Annotated in this window: 12 protein-coding genes; 8 read left to right on the top strand and 4 right to left on the bottom strand. The window is 63.3% G+C overall.

The window, feature by feature from the left end; translation table 11 throughout:
- The first annotated feature begins 1 nt into the window (after position 1).
- From BSY16_RS02650 to BSY16_RS02625, 6 genes are all read left to right on the top strand, one after another.
- On the top strand, positions 2-1429 hold the full coding sequence (locus tag BSY16_RS02650) for a gamma-aminobutyraldehyde dehydrogenase (RefSeq protein ID WP_069058235.1): 1428 nt from the start codon (positions 2-4) through the stop codon (positions 1427-1429).
- Between the two features lie 124 nt (positions 1430-1553).
- Positions 1554-1727: a DUF1328 domain-containing protein gene (locus tag BSY16_RS02645; RefSeq protein ID WP_069058234.1), complete on the top strand. Its 174-nt coding sequence runs from the start codon at positions 1554-1556 to the stop codon at positions 1725-1727.
- Positions 1728-1869: 142 nt separating this feature from the next.
- Complete coding sequence (locus BSY16_RS02640; RefSeq protein ID WP_069061330.1) at positions 1870-4050, top strand: TonB-dependent siderophore receptor; 2181 nt, start codon at positions 1870-1872, stop codon at positions 4048-4050.
- A gap of 100 nt (positions 4051-4150) precedes the next feature.
- A complete protein-coding gene (fhuF, locus tag BSY16_RS02635) occupies positions 4151-4813 on the top strand; it encodes a siderophore-iron reductase FhuF (protein WP_083242959.1) in 663 nt (220 codons plus the stop codon).
- A complete protein-coding gene (locus BSY16_RS02630) occupies positions 4810-5916 on the top strand; it encodes an ABC transporter substrate-binding protein (protein WP_069058232.1) in 1107 nt (368 codons plus the stop codon). Before fhuF ends, BSY16_RS02630 begins: the two co-directional genes overlap by 4 nt.
- 58 nt (positions 5917-5974) lie before the next feature.
- On the top strand, positions 5975-6490 hold the full coding sequence (locus BSY16_RS02625) for a hypothetical protein (RefSeq protein ID WP_069058231.1): 516 nt from the start codon (positions 5975-5977) through the stop codon (positions 6488-6490).
- On the opposite strand, the gene BSY16_RS02620 is transcribed toward BSY16_RS02625, so the two are convergent.
- A complete protein-coding gene (locus BSY16_RS02620; RefSeq protein WP_069058230.1) occupies positions 6487-7047 on the bottom strand; it encodes a cysteine hydrolase family protein in 561 nt (186 codons plus the stop codon). The two genes, BSY16_RS02625 and BSY16_RS02620, sit on opposite strands and share 4 nt — an antisense overlap.
- Positions 7048-7157: 110 nt before the next feature.
- Here BSY16_RS02620 and BSY16_RS02615 point away from each other — a divergent pair, with 110 nt between their 5' ends.
- The gene (locus tag BSY16_RS02615; RefSeq protein ID WP_069058229.1) at positions 7158-7604 is read left to right on the top strand and encodes an Lrp/AsnC family transcriptional regulator; all 447 of its coding nucleotides are present in this window, start codon (positions 7158-7160) and stop codon (positions 7602-7604) included.
- 119 nt (positions 7605-7723) lie between these two features.
- Here BSY16_RS02615 and BSY16_RS02610 read toward each other — a convergent pair whose 3' ends face one another.
- From BSY16_RS02610 to BSY16_RS02600, 3 genes are read right to left on the bottom strand one after another with little or no spacing between them, the layout of a single operon-like run.
- Positions 7724-8569 carry an isocitrate lyase/PEP mutase family protein gene (locus BSY16_RS02610; RefSeq protein WP_069058228.1) on the bottom strand — a complete coding sequence of 282 codons (846 nt, stop codon included), beginning with the start codon at positions 8567-8569 and terminating at the stop codon, positions 7724-7726.
- Positions 8566-11013 (bottom strand): GcvT family protein, encoded by a 2448-nt coding sequence (locus BSY16_RS02605; protein WP_069058227.1) that lies wholly within the window; start codon positions 11011-11013, stop codon positions 8566-8568. The genes BSY16_RS02610 and BSY16_RS02605 overlap by 4 nt, the downstream gene beginning before the upstream one ends.
- Positions 11010-13460, bottom strand: coding sequence for a GcvT family protein (locus tag BSY16_RS02600; protein WP_069058226.1), 2451 nt, complete (start codon positions 13458-13460; stop codon positions 11010-11012). The genes BSY16_RS02605 and BSY16_RS02600 overlap by 4 nt, the downstream gene beginning before the upstream one ends.
- 128 nt (positions 13461-13588) lie before the next feature.
- Here BSY16_RS02600 and BSY16_RS02595 point away from each other — a divergent pair, with 128 nt between their 5' ends.
- Positions 13589-14446, top strand: a complete 858-nt coding sequence (locus BSY16_RS02595; protein ID WP_069058225.1) for a LysR family transcriptional regulator — start codon at positions 13589-13591, stop codon at positions 14444-14446.
- The last annotated feature ends 37 nt before the right edge of the window (positions 14447-14483 follow it).

Genomic DNA, 14483 nt, shown 5'->3' with positions numbered 1-14483 from the left:
GATGGACACCCAGATGCTGATCGGCTCGCGCTTCGAAGCCGGCACCGAGGCGGAAGAGCACATCCTGAACCCGAAGACCGGCGGCAAGATCGTCGACCTGCCGGAGGCTTCCTACGCGCAAATCGACGCTGCCGTGGACGCCGCCGAAAAGGCCTTCGTCTCCTGGGCGACCACCACGCCCGCCGAGCGCTCCGGCTATCTCTTGCGGATCGCCGACGCCATCGAAAAGGACGCCGATGCCTTTGCCGCGCTGGAATCGCTGAACTGCGGCAAGCCGATCAACGCGGCCCGCAACGACGAACTGCCGGCCATCGTCGATTGCTGGCGCTTCTTCGCCGGTGCAATCCGCACGCTGCAGGCGCCGGTCGCCGCCGAATACCTGCCGGGCTTCACCTCGATGGTCCGCCGTGACCCGATCGGCATCGTCGGCTCGATTGCGCCGTGGAACTATCCGCTGATGATGATGGCCTGGAAGCTGGCGCCGGCGATTGCCGGCGGCAACACCGTCGTCTTCAAGCCTTCCGAGCAGACGCCGCTGACGGCGCTGAAGATGGCGAAGCTCTTGGCCGACATCCTGCCGGAGGGCGTGGTCAATATCGTGCTCGGCCGCGGCGAGACGGTTGGCAATACGCTGATCAACCATCCGAAGATCAACATGGTGTCGATCACCGGTGACATCGCGACCGGCAAGAAGGTGCTGGCGGCGGCGGCAAAGACCGTCAAGCGCACGCATCTCGAACTCGGCGGCAAGGCCCCGGTCGTCGTCTTCGATGATGCGGATATCGACGCCGTCGTCGCCGGCATCCGCGCCTTCGGCTACTACAATGCCGGGCAGGACTGCACCGCCGCCTGCCGCATCTATGCGCAGGACGGCATCTACGAAAAGCTCGTTGCCGACCTCTCCGCCGCCGTCTCGACCATCAAGTACAACGACCCGGACGACACACTGAACGAGATCGGCCCGCTGATCTCCAAGCGACAGCGCGACCGCGTGGCAAGCTTCGTCGAACGCGCCGCGGAGGTAAAGCACATCGAGATCACCGCGGGTGGGCGGACCGGCAGCGACGACGGCTATTTCTTCCAGCCGACGGTGGTGGCCGGTGCCACGCAGGACGACGAGATCGTCCGCCGCGAGGTTTTTGGCCCCGTCGTCTCGGTCACCCGTTTCTCCGAAGCCGACCAGGCGATCACCTGGGCGAACGACAGCGACTACGGCCTCGCCTCCTCCGTCTGGACGAAGGATATCGGCAAGGCGATGAAGGCGGCGTCCCGCCTGCAATATGGCTGCACCTGGATCAACACGCACTTCATGCTGACGACCGAAATGCCGCATGGCGGCGTCAAGCAGTCGGGCTACGGCAAGGACATGTCGATCTACGCGCTGGAGGACTACACCGCCGTGCGCCACGTCATGATCAACCACGGCTGACCCTCGAGCCGTCGGCCGCCCGCGCGGCCTCTCCCGGAGTGTTCTCCGCGCTCCGGGAGATTGCCATTTTTGGAACAATTTCACCCGTCGCGCGTCTTCTTCCGACATCATCGGAGGCACCGCCATGCTGAAATGGGCACTGATTTTCCTCGTTATCTCGCTGATCGCCGGCTTCCTGGGTTTCTCCGGCGTCTCGGCCGCGACAGCCACCATCGCCAAGGTTCTTTTCGCGATCGCCCTCGTCATCTTCTTTATTTTCGTTGTGCTTGCATTCATGGCGGGCAGCCTCGCCTTCTGAGTGCAGGCCATCGACAGTCCGCGTTGCAATCGCGCAACACGGACTTAAACATGAGTAGTTTAGTCATATAATTTGTTGCGGACGCCTTTAATCCTGATGAAAACGGTCATGTTATTGATCGTCCCGTCAGAAAGTGATCCGCATGCCCAACCGTTTCCGCACGATGTCTCACCTAGCCCTCGCCGGCACCTCGCTCCTTACGCTCGCCACTGTCGCTATGGCGCAGGATCAGGCAGCACCCGCGACGGATGGCGGCGCGACCGTTCTCGAAGAAATCGTCATCAACGGCGGCAGCGGCGGCGTGATCACGGCCGATGGTTATGTCGGCAAGAGCAGCGCGACCGGCGCGAAGACGGATACGCCTTTCATCCAGACGCCGCAGTCGATCTCCTCGGTCACCAAGCAGCAGTTGGAAGACCGCAATCCCCAGACGCTGCTCGACACCATCGCCTATACGCCCGGCACCCGTGTCGGCGGCTACGGCTTCGACCCGCGCTTCGATAGCTTCACGCTGCGCGGCTTCGACGTGACCTATACCGGCATCTTCCGCGACAACCTGCGCCAGCCCGGTTTTGGCTCCTCGCTCTTCAAGACGGAGCCTTACGGCCTCGAAGGCGTCTCGATTCTGCGCGGCCCCTCCTCCGCGCTGTACGGGCCTGCCGGCGCCGGCGGCCTCTACAACCTCATCAGCAAGCGCCCGACGGAAGAGGCCTTGCGCGAGGTACAGGTGCAATATGGCAGCCACGATCGCTACCAGGGCCAGTTCGATTTTTCCGGCCCGGTCAACGAGGAAGACCCGTTCTACTATCGCCTGACCGGTCTGCTCCGCGATTCGGATACCGAACAGGTCGGCGTTCCGGATAATCGCGCCTACATCGCACCGGCCTTTACCTGGAAGCCGGACGAGGACACGAAGCTCACCATCCTCGGCGAATACTCCCGCACCGAGACCGGCGGCACGGCGGCTTACTTCTTCGACAGCGCTGCCGGCAAGGTCACCGACATCTTCGCTGGCAATCCAGCCTTCAACGATGCCATCCAGGACCAGGGCCGCATCGGCTACGAATTTGAACACCGCCTCAACGATGTCTTCGTCTTCCGCCAGAACGCCCGCGCATCCAGGCTCAACATCGACGCCGACTGGGCATTCGCGTCCGAGCGGAACAAGGACGACCCGACCCTTCTCGAAGGCACGGCCGGCACCTACGAAGAGTGGCTGAACACCTACACGATCGACAACCAGCTCGAAGCGAAGTTCGCGACAGGCGCGCTGGAACACACCATGCTGGGCGGCATCGATCTGACCAAGATCTACTGGAAGTCGCTCAACGGCTACGGCACCGCACCGCCGATCGACACCGACAACCCGACGGCGGGCCGGCCCGTTGATCCGATCGCCTTCCAGACGAAGACCGTGCAGGACCAGTTCATCACCGGCCTCTACCTTCAGGATCAGATTCGTTACGACGCGCTTACCCTCACGCTGGGCGGCCGCTACGACTGGGTATCGACGGATACCGACGATACTGATCTGGCCTCCGGCGCCTTGAGCACGACCAACCAGAAGGACCGTGCCTTCACGTGGCGTGCCGGCGTGACCTATGAAACGGAATGGGGCATCACGCCTTATGCCAGCTACTCGACCGCCTTCTCGCCGAATGGCGGCGTGGACGTCGCAACACGCGATCCCTTCAAGCCGACGGAAAGCGAACAGCAGGAAATCGGCGTGAAGTATCTGCTGCCGAACAGCAACACGCTGCTGACGGCCGCCCTCTTCAACATCGATCAGAAGAACAGCCTGTATTATGAAGTCGTGACACTGCCAGACGGCACCGTCACCAATGCACAGGTCCAGCGCGGCGAGATCCGCTCGCGCGGCTTCGAATTCGAGGCTAACACCTCGCTGGACAACGGCCTTTCGCTGATCGCGTCCTACACCTACACGCAGACCGAAATCCTCGACGGCCCGACCGGCACTGTCGGAAAAGAGGTCTCTTCCGTGCCGAACCACATGGCGTCGCTCTGGGCACACTACGACATGCCGGAAGACGGTGCACTGGCCGGTCTCGGCATCGGCGCGGGCGTGCGCTTCCTGGGTTCGAGCTTCGGTGACGACGAAAACAAGACCACGAACAGTTCACGCGCCCTCGTCGATGCATCGATCTCCTACGATTTCGCCGCGATCAACAAGGACTTCGAAGGCCTGAAGCTTCAAGTCAACGCGACGAACCTCTTCAACCGCCGCGACTCCGTATGCTCGGCCGGCTATTGCTATCGTGACCAGGGCCGCACGGTCATCGGTAGTCTGAAATATTCGTGGTAAGCCCTTGACGATCCATTCCTCCCAGGACGGCGAGACCGCCTTCAGGCCCAACGGCCTGAAGGCGGTCTTTACCGGTGAACATGCCTGGTGCGGCGAGAAGATGATGCTCTCGTCGGACCTTGAGGGCGCCATGCCGCTTTGCGACTTTCTGGCCGGAGACGGCTTTGCCGAGACGCTCGACCGGTATGCGGCAAGCCACGGCAATGCCGACCGGCGGGCGGCGGCCTCCTTCTGGTCGCTTTACTATTTTTCCGCGCTGACGATCCCCTATGTCGTGGCGCGCCGGGCGGAGATGACGCTGCCGATCGCCCTGGAGGAGATGACCATCGCGATCGGCGAGGACGGCTTGCCGCGCGCCTTCGGCCTGCCGCATGAGGGAGACTGGAGCGAAGGCAGCGACCTCGTCGATCTCATCACGCCGCTGGTAGATTGCCACCTTTCCCGCGCTGTGGCCCTCCTCAAGGAAAAATCCGGCATCGCGCCGAAACTTGCCTGGAACAACGCCGCCGTCTACATCGACTACGCCTTCAACACGACCGATCGGTCGCCGTCCGAAGGCGACGACCATTGGCCGTCACGCCCGCTTTTCGACTGCCCGCTGCTTGCCAATGGCAACCGCAACCCTTTCCACGGCTGCCTGCGCCACGAATTGGAGGCCGGTGCCGTCCACTGTCGCCGCAAGGTCTGCTGCCTGCGCTACATGCTGCCCGGCATTCCGGGCTGCGGCGAACTCTGCGCCCTGCCGGAACTGAGAAAACAATGACCCTACGCCTCTTCACTCTCCTCGCCTCCATTCTGCTGTGGGCCGCCTTCCCCGCCCGCGCCGACGTGCAGTACCCGTTGACCGTGAAGGACGCGCTCGGCCGCGAGGTCACCATCCCGGCCGAACCGAAGGCGATCCTGCTCGGCAGCGGCTTCAACCTCGTTGCGCTCTCGCTTATCCATCCCGATCCGGTGAGCCTGCTCGCCGGCTGGGCCAATGACATGAAGGGCGACAACCCGGAAATCTACGCGCGCTTCAAGGACAAGTTCCCGAAAATCGAGGAGGTGCCGATCATCGGCGACGGCATCACGGTGTCGTTCGAGACCGTGCTGTCGCTCAAGGCGGACCTCGCCATCCTCGCCAACTGGCAGGCCGAAACCGAACTCGGCAAGCAGGCGATCACCTATCTCGAGCAAAGCGGCGTGCCCGTCGTCGTCGTCGATTTCAACAGCGACGCGCTGAACAACACTGCCGGCAACATGCGCCTGCTCGGCCAGGTGCTGAACCGGGAGGAACAGGCGAACGCCTTCGCCGACTTCTACGAGGCGCGCGTCAGGCGCATCCGCGATCGCGTCGCCCAGCATCCCGAGCCCGGCCCGACCGTGCTGATGGACGCCTTCCCGAACCCGGAAAAGTGCTGCTACGCCTACGGCACTGGCGGTCTCGGCGCCTTCATCGCCATCACCGGCAGCCGCAACATTGCTGAAAGCCTGCCGGCGCAGGGTGGCATCGTCAGCGCGGAGTTCATCGTCGCGGCCGATCCGGACGCCTATATCGCCACCGCCTCGCCGGGCGGCACCTACAGCTCGTTTTCGATCGGCCCCGGCGTCGATCCGAACGAAGCACGCGAGACACTCGCCCGCGCCGTCGCAAGCCCGTTCCTGGCGAACCTCAAGGCTGTGAAGGAACAGCGCGTCTACGGCCTCTGGAACTTCTTCAATGCCGTGCCGCTCAACATCCTTGCCGCGGAAGCCTTCGCGCATTGGCTGCGCCCGGATATCTTTGCCGATATCGATCCCGACCAGACACTGAAGGAAATCAACGAACGTTTCGCCGCCGTGCCCTTCGACGGCGCCTACTGGATCAGTCTCAAGTCAAAGTGAAGCATCTGACCTTCCGGCCACCCGCTGCGCACGCTATAGCATATTCAGGAGGACCTGAATGATCTGGGCATTTGCAGTCGCGGCGGCGGCTATTCTGTATCTCGCATTGCGTTTCCGGCGTTTTCAAAGCTGGGTCGAGCCGGCCCTCACCATCGTGGTGGCCCTTGGCCTGGCGAGCGCCCTTCTCATCTGGTTCGTCGATGAACGCGCGCCGTCCGGCGAGCCCGTGACGCCGAACGCCACGGTGCCGGTCCTCACGGAAGACACGGTCGAACTTTCGGACATGCAGGCGGCCGCCGGCCAGACGAAGACGAGTTTTCGCGTGACCGGCAACATCACCAACAAGGGCACGTCGCCCATGCAGTCCTTCCGGCTCGACGTCGTGCTTTCCGATTGCCCGAACGGCACCTGCCGGGAGGTCGGCCGCGACAGCGCGCTGATCGTGCTGCGCGTGCTGCCGGGCCAAAGCCAGCCCTTCACCACCTTCGCCGTCTTCCCCGGCAGCGACCTCAACCCCGTCACGGCGCCCGAATGGGATTTCGGCGCCCGCGATGTGCGCGCGGTCGTCCGCTAGACGGCCGCGATAAGGTCCGCCGTCCGCAACACGGTGGCGAATTCGTGCCGGAGCGTCGCGACATGCGCGCGGTGGACATCCCTTGCCGGGATCGTGCCGCCCTCGCCGTCCGGCAGGTCGAAGCAGTCGCAGGCATCTTCAACCAGGATGACGCGGTAGCCCATATTGGCGCCGACGCGCACGCTGGTCGACACACACATATCCGTCGAAATGCCGAACAGCACCACCGTGTCCGCGCCGAGGCGGCGCAGGCGCAGATCGAGATCCGTGCCGATGAAGGCGGCGTTGACACTCTTCGTCACCAGCGGTTCGCCGGCCTGCGGCGCAAAACCGGGTCGCAGCGCATTGCCCGGCGCCTCCGGCCGAAGCGTCGAGCCCGGCTCGACACTGTCATGGCGGACATGGATGATCGGGCGCCTCGCGTCCCGCCAGGCGGCAAGCAAGGCAAGGCCGTTTTCATCCAGTCGGTCGTTCCAGCGCCGCGGCCAGGGCGCGGCATCGAAGGCACGCTGCATGTCGATCGGGATCAGGACGGCATTTTCCGGTATGGTGGGCATCGGTCTCTCCTTGAAACGATGACCGACGACTAGTTGCTTTTCTGTCCGGTTTCGCGCAGCAAGGTGACAGGTTGCCGGACAATCATCCGGTCGAGTGGGGAAAATTCCGGATGAACGAACTGGACGAGAAAGACAAACTGCTGCTGGCGGCCCTTCGCGCCGATGCACGAAAAAGCCTTGTGGAACTTGCGCGCCATACCGGGCTCTCCCGCAGCGCCGTGCACGAGCGAATCCGGCGGCTGGAAGCGAAGGGCGTGATCGCCGGCTACACGGTGCGGCTCGGTATCGACAAGGAGCGGCCGGGCGTGGAAGCGTTGATCGCCATCGGTTTCCAGCAGGGCCGCAACTGCGACCATATCGTGCCGCATCTCACCGGCATTCCGAATGTTGTGACATGCTGGTCACTCGCTGGCCAGACGGACCTGATGCTGCTCGTTGAATGCACGTCAAACGCCGAACTCGACACCGTTCGCCGGCAGATCGCAACGACGCCGGGGATTGCGACCGTGCAGACGCACGTCTCGCTGCGCACCCATTTCGACCGTCGCGGCGGCTGACACGGATCCGAAAATTCCCGCCTTAACAATTAGATAGAGACGTCTCGTGAATCACTATCAAACGGCTCGGAAGTAGATCTTGAACTTCTCCCGCATTGCCTGACAACGAAACTGCCTGGTCACATATCGTCCGTCTCCCCCGCGCCGGTGACAAGCATCTGGTTGATCCGGTCACCCGACGCAGCGGCGGACAATTTTGCGAAACTGCCATCCTTCACGATGGCTTCCATCTGCTCGGCGATGGCCGCATGGGTGACGCGGGCGATCATCGAACCGAGCGAGATGCGGCGCACGCCCATGGCAGCCAGTTGCGGCACGGTCAGCTGGCGCAACGGCCCGGCGGCGAGTGCATTGACCGGCTTTGCGACCGATTGCACCACGCGCTTCAGTTCCTCGGCACCCGGCGGCACCGGCACATAGAGCAGGTCGGCGCCCGCCTTCTCGAAGGCCTGGATGCGCCGGATAGCCTCGTCAAGATCGTAGACGCCGTTCATCACGCCGTCGGCGCGCGCGCAGAGAATGAAGGGCCGGCCGAGTGATCGGGCCGCATCGGCGGCAGCGCGGATGCGGTCGACGGCCAGATCGAAGCCATAGGCAGGATTGCCGTCGACCATCTGCGTGTCTTCGATCGAGCAGCCGGAAAGGCCGACGTCTGCGGCAAGCCGGATGGTCTCGGCAACATCCTCCGGCGCATCGGCAAAACCGTTCTCGAAATCGCCGGAGACGGGGAGCGGTGTCGCGCGCACGAGATCTTCCGCATGCTTCAAGGATTCGTCGCGTGTCACCCGGCCCATGTCTGGCCGGCCGAGCGTGAAGGCGAAACCGGCGGAGGTGGTGGCGAGCGCCACGGCCCCTGACGCCGCCATCATGCGGGCGGAGCCGATATCCCAGGGGTTCGGGATGACGAAGCAACCCGACTGATGGAGGTCGTGAAAACGCTGGTGGCGTTCGGCAAGCGTGGTCATGCGCGTACCCTTTCCGACTTGGGGTCATACATCGGCGCCAGCGAGGCTTCCGCCTTCACCCGCACGCCGGCAATCTCGACCTCGTAGCTTGAGGCCAGCACATCCGCCTCGCTCTGGCCCTCGCACGGCACGTAGCCCAAGCCGATGGCGCCGCCGAGATGGTGGCCGTAGTTGCCCGATGTGATGGTCGAGACGATTTTTCCGTCGCGCACCAAAGCCTCGTTGTGGAAGAGCAGCGGTTCTGGATCGGCAAGCTTGAACTGCACCATACGGCGCTTCAGCCCCTCTTCTTCTTTGCGCAGCACCGCATCACGACCGATGAAATCGCCCTTCTTGGTACGCACCGCAAAGCCGAGACCGGCTTCGAGCACATGGTCCTCGTCGGTAATATCATGGCCGAAATGGCGGAAGGCCTTTTCGATGCGGCAGCTATCCAGCGTGTGCAGGCCGCAGAGTTTCAGGCCGACATCGGCGCCGGCTTCCTCCAGTGCCTCGAAGACATGCGCCGTCTGGTCGGTGGAGACATAGAGTTCCCAGCCGAGTTCACCGACATAGGTGACGCGGTGGGCGCGGGCGAGGCCCATGCCGATCTCGATCTGCCGCGCTGACGCGAAAGGATGCGCCGCATTGGAAAAATCGTTCGGGCTCACCTTCTGCATGAGGTCGCGTGCTTTCGGACCCATGACGCAGAGCACGCTTTCGGCCGCCGTGACATCGGTGATGACGACGAACTCGTCCTTCAGATGCTTACGCAGCCAGGCAAGGTCGCGCTGCAACGTCGCGCCCGGCACCACGAGGAAGAAGGCGGTTTCCGAAAGGCGCGTCACCGTCAGGTCGCTCTCGATGCCGCCGTGGTTGTTCAGCATCTGGGTATAGACGATGCGGCCGGGGGCGACGTCCATCTGGTTGGCGCAGAGGCGTTGCAGGAAGGCGAGCGCATCGCGACCCTCAACGCGGATCTTGCCGAAGGAGGTCATGTCGAACAGGCCGACGCCATTGCGGACGGCAAGGTGTTCCTGCTTCTGGTTCTCGAACCAGTTCTGCCGCTTCCAGCTGTAACGGTATTCCCGCTCCTGTCCCTCGTTGGCGAACCAGTTGGCGCGCTCCCAGCCCGCCACTTCGCCAAACACCGCGCCACGCGCCTTCAGGTGCTCATGCAGCGGCGAGCGGCGCACGCCGCGGGCCGTCGCCATCTGGCGATAGGGGAAATGGTCGGCGTAGAGCAGGCCAAGTGTTTCCGACACGCGGTCCTTGAGATAGGCGCGGTTCTTCTGGAACGGCTGGGCACGGCGGATATCGACCTCCCAGAGATCGAACGGCGCCTCACCGTCGTTCATCCATTGCGCCAGCGCCATGCCAGCGCCGCCGGAGGAGACGATGCCGATGGAATTGTAGCCGGCGGCGACCCAATAACCCTTCAGTTCCGGTGCCTCGCCGAGATAGTAGCGATCGTCCGGCGTAAAGCTCTCCGGGCCGTTGAAGAAGGTGTGGATGCCGGCAGTTTCCAGCATCGGCATGCGGTTGATGGCGTTTTCAAGGATCGGCTGGAAGTGATCGAAATCTTCCGGCAGCTGATCGAAGCAGAAATCCTCGCTGATGCCGTCCATGCCCCAGGGCTTGGCCTTCAGCTCGAAGGCGCCGATCAGCATCTTGCCGGCATCCTCCTTGTAATAGGTGCACTCGTCCGGCACACGCAGAACCGGTAGCCGTTGCAGGTTCGGGATCGGCTCAGTGACGATGTAGAAATGCTCGCAAGCATGCAGCGGCAGCGTCACGCCCGACATGTCGGCCAGCGTACGCCCCCACATGCCGGCGGCGTTGACGACGTTGTCGGTCTCGATCGTAAACGTTTCGCCGTTCTGCTCGCAGGTGACGCCCGTCACGCGACCGTCCTTGGTGACGACGGAGGTGACCTTGACGTTCTCGATGACGGTCGCACCGTTCTGCCGCGCGCCCTTTGCCAAGGCCATCGCGATGTTCGCCGGGTCGCATTGCCCGTCGAGCGGCAGATGCACGGCGGCCTTCACATCCGCCGTGTTGAGGTGCGGATACATCGCCTTCACCTCGTCAACGGTGATTTCGCGCACGTCGATGTCGAAGGCGCGGGCGAGCGAGGCCTGGCGGTAGATTTCCTCCTTGCGCTCTTCGGTCAGCGCCACGGTCATCGAGCCGCACTGGCGCATGCCGGTGCCGATACCGGTCTCGGCTTCGAGCTTAGTGTAGAGGTCGGCGGAATACTTCGCGAGGCGCGTCATGTTCTGCGAGGCGCGCAGCTGGCCGATCAGGCCCGCCGCATGCCAGGTGGTGCCTGATGTGAGCTGCTTGCGCTCCAGGAGCACCACATCCGTCCAGCCGAGCTTGGCGAGGTGGTAGGCGACCGAACAGCCGGACACGCCGCCGCCGATGATGACGGCTCTCGCCTTGGAGGGAATGGGCTTGCTCATGCACGCAGTCTTTCATTGTTGGGGTCGAAGAGCGGGCCGTCAGGCTGGACGGTCGCCTTGAAACGGTCGCCGTAGATTTCCACCTCGATTTCCGTGCCGGGCACGGTAAGGTCCGCCTTCAGCATGCCGAGCGCGATGGATTTGCCGGTGCGGTAGCCCCAGTTGCCGGAGGTCGTCTCGCCGACGACCTTTCCGTTGTGCCAGAGCGTCGACATGTAGGGCGCGTCGCAGTCGCCGGCCTCCACCGTCAGCGTCACGAAGCGCTTGGTGACGCCCTGCTGCTTCTCGCGCTCCAGCGCCGCCTTGCCCTTGAAATCGGGCTTGCCCCAATCGACGAAGCGATCGAGCCCTCCTTGCAGGATCGTATAATCCGTCGAAAGGTCGCCCTTCCAGGCGCGGTAGCCCTTTTCAATGCGCAGGCTGTCGAGCGCCTCCATGCCGAAGGGCTTGAGGCCATGCTTCTGGCCCGCGTCCCAGACGGCATCGAAGATCGCCGCAGTGTCCTCGACCTTCGTATGGATTTCCCAACCAAGTTCGCCGGCGAAGGAGACCCGTACAAGCTGACACCAACGGCCGGCGATCTGGCAGCTCTGGTGCGTCAGCCAGCCCTTCTGGAGGTCCGCATCCGTCACTTCGGCGAGGATCGCGCGGGAATTCGGGCCGGAGAGGATCTGGCAGGAGAAGTTTTCCGTGACGTCGTCGATGGTAAAGGCGGCATCCTTGGGCGCATGCTTTTGCAGCCATTCAAAATCATGCCACTGGGCGGTTGCCGCTGTGATCAGGAAGAAAAAGTCCTCGTCCAGCATCATGACCGACATTTCCGTGACGATACGGCCCTTGTCATCGGAGAAATAGGCGAGACCGATGCGGCCGGGCTTCGGCACCTTGCCTGTGATGAGCGACGAAAGCCACGCCGTCGCCCCTTCGCCCTTCACGCGGAAGCGCGAGAAACCCGGCAGGTCGAGAATGCCGGCGGCCTCGGTGACAGCGCGGCATTCTTCCTCGATGCGCGGCCGCCAGGGGCCTTCGCGGTTCCAGGTCTGGGTCGATTCTTCGGACGTGTCATCGCCGGGCTGGGCATACCAGTTGGCGCGCTCCCAGCCGTTATAGGGCTTGAACTGCGCACCCAGCGCCTTGATGCGGTCGTGGATCGGCGAATGCTTCTGGTCCCGGCCGGCCGGCCAGGCGTGTTTCGGGAAATGCATGGCATATTCGTGGCCGTAGATTTCCATGCCCTTGGCGACGCAGTAATCCTTATCGGCAGCAAAGCTGGTGTAACGGCGCGGATCGCAGGACCACATGTCCCATTCCGTCTCGCCTTCCGTGACCCATTCCGCCAGCACCTTGCCCGCACCGCCAGCCTGGCAGATACCGAAGGTGAAGACGCAGGCCTCATAGGCGTTCGGCACGCCGGGCATGGGGCCGAGCAGCGGGTTTCCATCCGGTGCATAGGGAATGGGGCCGTTGATCATGCGCGACAGGCCGGCGGTGCCGAGGATCGGCACGCGCTCGACGGCGTCGTTCAGATACCATTCAAGGCGGTCGAGATCGTCCGGGAAAAGCTGGAAGGAAAAGTCGTCCGGCATCGGATCATCCGGCGTCACCCAGTGCGCCTTGCAGTTGCGCTCATAGGGGCCGAGGTTCATGCCGGTCTTTTCCTGGCGCAGATAGTACGAGCTATCGACGTCGCGCAGCAGCGGCAGTTTGTGGCCGGCTTCGCGCGACCAGGCGGCGAGTTCCGGGATTTCCTCGAACAGCATGTACTGATGGCTCATCACCATCATCGGCACGTCGCGACCGAACCATTTTCCCACTTCGCGGGCATAGTATCCGGCCGCATTGACGACCTTCTCGCAGCGGATCTCGCCCTGCGGCGTGGAAATCACCCATTCGTCGCCCTCTCGGCGCACGCCGGTGGCGGGACAGAAGCGGAAGATTTTCGCGCCCATGTCTCGCGCGCCCTTGGCCAGGGCCTGCGTCAGCTGCGCCGGGTCAATATCGCCGTCATTGGGGTCGTAGAGTGCGCCGGTCAGGTCGTGCGTTTCGAGGAAGGGATACTTTCCGCGTATCTCGTCGGGTGAGAGAATATCGAGATCCATGCCCTGGTAGCGGCCCATGCCGACGACGCGCTTGAACTCCTGCAGGCGCTCCTTCGAGTGGCCGAGGCGGATGGAGCCGGTGACATGGTAGTTCATGGGATAGTCGACCAGATCGCCGAGTTCGCGATAGAGCGAGGCCGAATAGCGCTGCATGTTCATCAGCGACCAGGAGGAGGAAAAGGTCGGCACGTTGCCGGCGGCATGCCAGGTGGAACCGGCCGTCAACTCGTTCTTTTCCAAGAGCACGCTGTCGGTCCAGCCGGCCTTGGCCAGATGATAGAGCGCGGATGCGCCAACGGCACCTCCGCCGATGATGACGACGCGCGCGTGGGATGGCAGTCCGGACATTCTCGTTCCTCTTCTTTGGAAGGGATTTGTGGCAACCAAAACGCCGCGCAGCAAGCCGCGGAAATCGCTTTATTAATCGACGATGCCGATTACACTGGCGCCAAACATTCACGAAATACGGCGCCTCCATGCAAATCATCCTGATTGAGACATTCCTCGACCTGATGGAAACGAAGAACTTCAACCGCACGGCAGAGCGGCTGAACATCACGCAATCAACGGTCACCCACCGCATCAACGCACTGGAGGCACAGTTCGCGCGAAAACTCTTCGCCCGCAACAAGGGCGGCACGCAACCGACGGCCGCCGGCCTGCGGTTCCTCGACCATGCCAAAGCCCTGCAACATCAATGGCATGAGGCGACGCGCGCAGTGGAGACGGCAGGCGCCTACGAGCGCTCCATGCGCATCGGCCTGCAACACGATCTCGCTGCCCATTTTGCCGGCGACTGGCTGTCGGCGGTGCGCAAGGAACTGCCGGGCACCTCGATCTATCTGGAGGTCGACTATTCCAACCAGATGAACCGCGACCTCGGCGCCGGCGACCTCGACCTCGCCATCCTGTTCACGCCGCATTACCTGCCGGACCTGCACTATGAGCGCATCGGCGACGTGCATTACGAGATGGTCAGCAATAGGGCGACGCGAATCGAGGACGTGAGGCCGGAGGACTATATTCAGGCGGTCTATTCTCCTGCCTTCGACCGACTGCACCGGCAGGCCTATCCGGGCCTTTCCACCGCACCGATCGCCAGCGGCGAGACGACGGCCGTCCTCGCCCTGATGCAGGAACTCGGCGGCTCGGCCTTCGTCATGGCCGCGGATGCGCAGCGTCTGATACGCACCGGCGCGGCGAGCCAGGTCGCCGGCGCCGAGCCGATTGCGCAGGCCGTCTACGCCGCCGTCAACGTGCGCACCCGCCACGCACACCAGCACCGGCGCATCATCGCGATCCTTCAGGCGCTGCTCGGCAGCCCGAGCCATTGAAACCACCCGACGCCATGCCTATTAACGGCGGACCCGA

The sequence above is a fragment of the Sinorhizobium sp. RAC02 genome (assembly GCF_001713395.1).
Classification (GTDB): Bacteria; Pseudomonadota; Alphaproteobacteria; order Rhizobiales; family Rhizobiaceae; genus Shinella.
The sequence above is the reverse complement of the archived record's forward strand: the minus strand, read 5'-3'. Positions and strand labels throughout refer to the sequence as shown.

Coding starts and splice junctions, on each gene's coding strand:
- BSY16_RS02650 (WP_069058235.1), top strand. CDS start 2: ATGGACACCCAGATGCTGATCGGCTCGCGCTTCGAAGCCGGCACCGAG.
- BSY16_RS02645 (WP_069058234.1), top strand. CDS start 1,554: ATGCTGAAATGGGCACTGATTTTCCTCGTTATCTCGCTGATCGCCGGC.
- BSY16_RS02640 (WP_069061330.1), top strand. CDS start 1,870: ATGCCCAACCGTTTCCGCACGATGTCTCACCTAGCCCTCGCCGGCACC.
- fhuF (WP_083242959.1), top strand. CDS start 4,151: ATGATGCTCTCGTCGGACCTTGAGGGCGCCATGCCGCTTTGCGACTTT.
- BSY16_RS02630 (WP_069058232.1), top strand. CDS start 4,810: ATGACCCTACGCCTCTTCACTCTCCTCGCCTCCATTCTGCTGTGGGCC.
- BSY16_RS02625 (WP_069058231.1), top strand. CDS start 5,975: ATGATCTGGGCATTTGCAGTCGCGGCGGCGGCTATTCTGTATCTCGCA.
- BSY16_RS02620 (WP_069058230.1), bottom strand. CDS start 7,047: ATGCCCACCATACCGGAAAATGCCGTCCTGATCCCGATCGACATGCAG.
- BSY16_RS02615 (WP_069058229.1), top strand. CDS start 7,158: ATGAACGAACTGGACGAGAAAGACAAACTGCTGCTGGCGGCCCTTCGC.
- BSY16_RS02610 (WP_069058228.1), bottom strand. CDS start 8,569: ATGACCACGCTTGCCGAACGCCACCAGCGTTTTCACGACCTCCATCAG.
- BSY16_RS02605 (WP_069058227.1), bottom strand. CDS start 11,013: ATGAGCAAGCCCATTCCCTCCAAGGCGAGAGCCGTCATCATCGGCGGC.
- BSY16_RS02600 (WP_069058226.1), bottom strand. CDS start 13,460: ATGTCCGGACTGCCATCCCACGCGCGCGTCGTCATCATCGGCGGAGGT.
- BSY16_RS02595 (WP_069058225.1), top strand. CDS start 13,589: ATGCAAATCATCCTGATTGAGACATTCCTCGACCTGATGGAAACGAAG.